The organism is Myroides odoratus, assembly GCF_965118575.1.
Classification (GTDB): Bacteria; Bacteroidota; Bacteroidia; order Flavobacteriales; family Flavobacteriaceae; genus Flavobacterium; species Flavobacterium odoratum_B.
The window spans coordinates 120,570-126,771 of sequence record NZ_CBCPHW010000012.1 but is presented as its reverse complement, the minus strand read 5'-3'; the positions used below and the strand labels follow the sequence as shown (position 1 = coordinate 126,771).

General features: G+C 36.1%; 7 protein-coding genes and 1 tRNA gene. 1 reads left to right on the top strand and 7 read right to left on the bottom strand.

Translation table 11 applies throughout. The features are described from left to right. Nucleotides 1-130: 130 nt before the first annotated feature. The 6 genes from ACMHJ2_RS11555 to folE form a co-directional block, all read right to left on the bottom strand. Nucleotides 131-436: an Arm DNA-binding domain-containing protein gene (locus ACMHJ2_RS11555; protein ID WP_413513012.1), complete on the bottom strand. Its 306-nt coding sequence runs from the start codon at nt 434-436 to the stop codon at nt 131-133. A 445-nt stretch (nt 437-881) separates the two neighbouring features. Continuing rightward, nucleotides 882-966, bottom strand: a tRNA-Ser gene (locus ACMHJ2_RS11550). Nucleotides 967-1,158: 192 nt separating this feature from the next. After that, nucleotides 1,159-2,067, bottom strand: coding sequence for a prolipoprotein diacylglyceryl transferase (gene lgt / locus ACMHJ2_RS11545; protein ID WP_413513011.1), 909 nt, complete (start codon nt 2,065-2,067; stop codon nt 1,159-1,161). A 94-nt stretch (nt 2,068-2,161) separates the two neighbouring features. Next, the gene (gene yidD / locus ACMHJ2_RS11540) at nt 2,162-2,386 is read right to left on the bottom strand and encodes a membrane protein insertion efficiency factor YidD (RefSeq protein WP_413513010.1); all 225 of its coding nucleotides are present in this window, start codon (nt 2,384-2,386) and stop codon (nt 2,162-2,164) included. 57 nt (nt 2,387-2,443) lie between these two features. Next, nucleotides 2,444-3,922, bottom strand: coding sequence for a cysteine--tRNA ligase (gene cysS, locus ACMHJ2_RS11535; RefSeq protein WP_413513009.1), 1,479 nt, complete (start codon nt 3,920-3,922; stop codon nt 2,444-2,446). A 24-nt stretch (nt 3,923-3,946) separates the two neighbouring features. Then, nucleotides 3,947-4,618, bottom strand: a complete 672-nt coding sequence (gene folE / locus ACMHJ2_RS11530) for a GTP cyclohydrolase I FolE (RefSeq protein ID WP_413513008.1) — start codon at nt 4,616-4,618, stop codon at nt 3,947-3,949. A gap of 577 nt (nt 4,619-5,195) precedes the next feature. On the opposite strand from folE, the gene ACMHJ2_RS11525 reads away from it, so the two are divergent. Then, on the top strand, nt 5,196-5,591 hold the full coding sequence (locus ACMHJ2_RS11525) for a DUF4377 domain-containing protein (RefSeq protein WP_413513007.1): 396 nt from the start codon (nt 5,196-5,198) through the stop codon (nt 5,589-5,591). A 53-nt stretch (nt 5,592-5,644) separates the two neighbouring features. Here ACMHJ2_RS11525 and ACMHJ2_RS11520 read toward each other — a convergent pair whose 3' ends face one another. After that, entirely contained in the window at nt 5,645-6,175 is a 531-nt protein-coding gene (locus tag ACMHJ2_RS11520) for a GNAT family N-acetyltransferase (protein WP_413513006.1), read from the bottom strand. Between the last annotated feature and the right edge of the window lie 27 nt (nt 6,176-6,202).

Sequence of the window (6,202 nt, the reverse complement as noted above, 5' to 3'; positions counted from 1 at the left end):
CTCTCCTACATGAGACCTTGCTGTTACATATCTCTCATAGGTACCAGGAGCATACTCTCTAGGAACTAGTTCCAAAATTTCATCATTATGCTTTTGAAACTCCACTAAGACTTTACTCTTATCAGATCCTTTACCTTGAACAAAGTCCATTAATACAGATACTTGTAATAGGTTGCCCACTACTTACAAGTTCTAATTTGTAATGATTAATCATAGATACGATTGTATCCAATAGAAAATTAAGGGTTCTAGCATCCTCTTTCGTGCCACTTGCCCGACCTGCCCTCTGGTTCCATCTTTTGATATCCCATTTGTGACTTAGGGAAGTCTCTTTGCGAATACCATCTACTGTGATTCTTAGGTAAACACCTCTTAAATCATTTTTCTCTCTATTGGGTTTGAGAAAGAAATTAATTGACAAGCTTTTTTCTAACATAATTCAACTGTTTTAAATAGTAATAAATGTCGAATTAAAACACCCGAAATCATAGTCTAAAAACTCTCTGGCACCTTTTGGCGTCAGGGTTTACTCAGTTGAAAGGTGCGCATCACTTGAATGCTTTTTATGCACCGAATCTATAACCTCTTTAGGTGCACTTTTGAATAAAATGCGATACCCCTAAAAAAGAAAAAACCTATAACTCATTGTGAATCATAGGTTTTTTCTTTTTTACTAACTTTTGAAAAGTTATCATTTATAATTTCGCGGAGAAAGAGGGATTGCAGATCCCATTCGGGGTAAATAGACACAAATAAAACCAATTCCTCGCTACACTCGGCATTGTGCTTTTTTCATTTTCCGCAAGTTGTGCTGAGAGTAAAACTCTCCACAACTTGCAGAAAATGAAAAAACCGATAACTCTCGTTATCGGTTTTCTTTGCGGAGAAAGAGGGATTCGAACCCCCGGACCTGTTACAGTCAACAGTTTTCAAGACTGCCGCAATCGACCACTCTGCCATTTCTCCATTGGTCTGCTTTACTACTGTATTGCGAGTGCAAATATAGCGTATTTACTGACTTTGACAAACAATAAAACAACTATTTTTTATTTTTTATCCCTTTCGATATGTAAGTATTTTAGAACAAAACAATTAGAATAAAAAAAAGTCCTTCTTTTTAAAAGAGGGACTTTTTTATTGTTCTATTATTCCATGCGATTACGCGTAAATTCTCTTTTTAGCTGTTGCCCATAAATAAACTCCTGCAATAATAAAAGGAATACTCAACCACTGCCCTGTTGAAAGTAAACCTAAAGTAGATTCAAATCCACCTTGACTCCCTTTGACAAACTCCACAACAAAGCGAACCATCCATAACAACACCAAAAACACGCCAAAAATATATCCTCCGTATTTTCTAGCATCCGTTTTCCAGTACATAAAATACAAGATAATAAACACCAATACATAGCCAAAAGCTTCATATAGCTGCGTTGGGTGTTTGGGTAGTACTTCTGCCAAATACTGTGCATATTGCGGGTCATTCTGAATAACCTTATAAGCCGCATTAGGATTGTCTATTCCCGTGATTTCCATCGCTTTTCTTGGTGAAAATTCATCGCGAATAAAGCGAATTCCAAATACACTTGTTGTTACATTACCCACAATTTCTGAATTGAAAAAGTTTCCAAAACGAACGAAAATCCCTCCTAAAGTAACAGGAATCACTACGCGATCTAAAATCCACAGAATGGGCTTTTGAATGACATTCTTACTGTAGTAATACATGGTAACGATAATTCCTATAGCCGCTCCGTGACTTGCTAAACCACTGAATCCAATAATTTCAAATTTTGGTGAGAAACGAATAGGTAAAATAATTTCAAGTAAATGATTTTGGAAATAATCCCAATCATAGAAGAATACGTGTCCTAGACGCGCACCAATCAAGGTTGCCAATACGGTATATATAAATAGTTTATCCAATTTCTCTACACTCAGTCCTTCGCGGTCATATATTTTTTTCATTACGAACCATCCCAAACCAAAAGCAACCACAAACATTAAGCTGTAGTAACGCAATTGCATAAAACCTAAATCAAAACCTTCTGAAGGATTCCAAATCATACTCTTCGAATTTGTTATATTAGTATTGCGGTTAACCGCTTTTGTCAATACGTAAAAATAGAAAAATTATTTCATTATCTGTCGTAAAAAAACATTAAGGTACGGGATCATACCCCTTACCTCCCCATGGACCACAACTGCTAATTCGCTTTACGGCCAACCACCCGCCTTTAAACAAACCATGTTTCTTGAGCGCTTCGATTGTATAATGAGAACAAGTAGGTGAATAGCGACAAGTGGGTGGAAAAAACGGTGAGATTCCTCCTTGATAAAAACGCACGAGTAAAACAAACGGCGCTATGAGTATTTTTCGCAGCATAACTAAAAATTTAGGAAAGAAAAAAAGCTATAAGAGAAATCCTATAGCTTTTACTTTTTATAAAGAAAAGGATGTACCTTCTTTGCCGTCTTTTAATTGAATATCTAATTTTGCCAACTCATCTCGAATGTGATCTGACATCGCAAAATCTTTATTGGCTCTAGCTTCATTTCGCATTTGAATTAACATGCTAACTACACCTTCTAATTTGTCATTATTAGCCGCCATCATATTAGTTGATTCCAAACCTAATACATCAAATAGAAACGCGTGCATTAAAGAAGCAAATACGCTTAAATCTTCCGCAGTAATGGTCTCTTTTCCTTCTTTAATCACATTGACAAGACGTACGCCTTCAAATAGATGTGCAATTAAAATCGGACTGTTGAAATCGTCATTCATCGCGTCATAACACTGCTGTTTCCACGCTTGAATATCTACCGTAGATTGAGCGGATACGGGCAACTCATTGATGTGTTTCACCGCTTCCATCAAGCGATTAAACCCTCTTTCAGAAGCTAAAATTGCTTCATCAGAAAAGTCCAATACACTTCTATAATGTGCTTGCAACATAAAGAAACGAACTACAGCAGGTGCAAATGCTTTACTTAAGATTGCATTCTCTCCAGAAAACAATTCATTGGGTAAAATATTATTTCCCGTAGACTTTGCCATTTTCTTGCCGTTTAGGGTCAACATATTGGCATGTATCCAAAAGTTTACAGGTGTATTTCCCGTACAAGCCTCATTTTGAGCAATCTCACATTCGTGGTGTGGGAATTTCAAATCCATTCCTCCCCCGTGAATATCGAAGTGATTGCCCAGATATTTAGTACTCATTGCTGTACACTCCAAGTGCCACCCTGGAAATCCATCTCCCCAAGGAGAAGGCCAACGCATAATATGCTGAGGCTCTGCATTTTTCCAAAGTGCAAAATCCATAGGATTGCGCTTATCGGACTGACCATCTAAATCTCTTGTATTGGATAGTAAATCTTCAATTTTACGCCCACTTAGGATGCCATAGTGGTGTTGGGTATTGTACTTCTCTACATCAAAATAAACGGATCCGTTTACTTCATAAGCAAAACCATTGTCCATAATACCTTGAATGATAGCAATTTGCTCAATAATATGTCCCGTTGCAGTAGGTTCAATACTAGGCGGTAAATTGTTGAATTGCTTGAGGATATTATGAAAATTGATCGTGTATTTTTGCACAATCTCCATCGGTTCAATTTGCTCAATGCGCGCGCGTTTAGCGATCTTATCTTCTCCTTCATCTGCATCATCCACCATATGACCAACATCGGTAATATTACGCACATAACGCACCTGATATCCCAAGTGTTTCAAATAGCGGAATACCAAGTCAAAAGAGATAAAAGTTCTACAGTTTCCCAAATGCACATAGTTGTAAACCGTTGGTCCACAAACATACATTCCCACTTTTCCAGTGTGAATGGGTACGAAAACTTCTTTGTCTCCCGAAAGAGAGTTGTAAACTTTTAATTGTTGTTCTTGATATAAGGCCATAGTCATGATTTAATATGTATACTACTAGAATTTAGTATCTAATTTAATATAATCTAAGAATTCTTTTCTTACGCTTTCTTCTTTAAAACGCCCGCCAAATTCAGCAGTAACGGTACTACTTTCAATGTCTCTAATTCCACGAGAATTCACACATAAGTGCTTTGCATCCATGACACAAGCTACATCTTCTGTATTCAAAACGCGTTTTAATTCATTGACAATTTGAATCGTTAAACGCTCTTGTACTTGCGGTCTTTTTGCAAAGAAATCAACAATACGGTTCATTTTAGACAAACCTACTACGGTACCATTTGAAATATAAGCCACATGTGCACGTCCAACAATTGGCAATAAATGATGCTCACAAGTAGAATAAACAACAATGTTTTTTTCTACCAACATTTCGTTGTACTTGTATTTATTATCAAAGGTAGAAGAACTTGGTTTTTTCGCTGGATTCAATCCACCAAAAATTTCCTTTACAAACATCTTTGCTACACGATTAGGGGTTCCTTTTAAGCTGTCATCTGTTAAATCTAACCCTAGTGTATTTAAAATATTCTCAACGTCTTTTTTAATCGATTCTATCTTTTCCTCGTCTGTGCGATCAAACGCATCACTTCTTAATGGAGTCGCATCGCTAGAAGCAATGTGGTTATCTCCCATATCGTCATGAAATTTTTCGTCTAAACTCATTATTTTGATTTTAATACGGTTTTTGTTTTTAAGTAAACGCAAATATAAGTAATAAAACTAATATTTTAGTAGCGAAAATACTTTAATTGATTCTCTATTCCATGCGTTAAATCCTCGAAAATGTAAAAAAAGATACGTCCTTTTAAAAAGAAAATCGCAAAGAAATTAAACCTAAGAATTGAAGCATAAGAAAGTTGTTGTTTTTTTTGTATTAGGTTTATTTTTGTTTTTTTATTCGCTGTCAATCTCTTGGTTACTTTCGCTGTCATTTTTGACCTTATCACGAAGCACTTCCCTAGCTATAGTTAAAATTAAACCTACTTCAGCCATCCCCCCCTCCTAGCATCCTTCGGTCTAATCCGACATTTGTTCGGAAAAAAACCTATTTTTGCGAAGGTGATTCGAAGGTGATTCGAAGGTGATACGAATCAAACAAAAAGGAATAACGCTAACGATAAATCATTCCTATACAGCCCTTACATCTGAAAAACGCTTGTTTATTGCTTTCTGCTTTTAACTAAAAAGAATATCTTATCTCAATTAAAATTTGTACTTTTATAGTTAAAATTTAGTTACTATGAAAAAAAGACTTTTAATTGCTAGTTTAGTAGGCTTGTTCGCTTTTGCAAGTTGTCAAGAAAAAAAAGAAGGAAAGGTTGCAGAAGTTCCTGTAGAAGAAACGACGAATCCAACCGAAACGCCTGAAACACAAAAAGCAGCCAACCTTGTAACGATGTTTATCGGACCTAAGAAAGTAGATTGTGTAGGTGTTGGCCCTCAAAAGTGTTTACAAGTAAAAGAAGCTGAAGACGCAGAATGGACTTTATTCTACTCGTCTATTCAAGGTTTTGAATACGAAGAAGGATACACGTACAAATTGGAAGTACGCAAAGAAGATGTTCCAAACCCTCCTGCTGATGCGCCTTCTATTCGTTATATTTTAGTAAAAGAAATTTCGAAAACAAAAGCCTAAGTTTATAAAATAGAGAAGGAGTACGTTAAGTGCTCCTTTTTTTATGGTCTACTTTAATCAAATTGCATCACGTAAAGTTTATGTTCTACGAAAGCATGATGCGCAGGAACTAAAGGGTGGTTGAAATTTTTGACATAGGTCATTCCACTTTTTATCATTACTTGTTCTGAAGGTGTATTAGAAACGGTAGTAAACGCATACACTTGCTTGAGTTTTAATTTCTCTCTAGCAAAATTCAAACAAGCCTTTGCTCCTTCTGTAGCATAGCCTTTGTTCCAAAATTCCGGTACTAAGCGCCACAAGATTTCTATTGCAGGAGCGAAATCCACATCAAATTCAAAGCGATTTAGCCCAATAAACCCTATAAACTGCTGACTTTCTTTCTCTTCTACCGCAAAAACACTATAGCCCTTTTCAGCAATAAGCCGTTGAAATTTTAGAAATATAGCTTGCGCCTCTGTTGTTGTTTTTGTTTCTAAAAAATAACGCATCACTGCAGGGTCTTGGAACAGGCGAATAAAATCATTTTCATCTGTCGGCTTATACTGTCGAAGTACCAAGCGTTCTGTTTCAATATATACCATAATAGTCTAGGTTTAAAATGGAAAAAG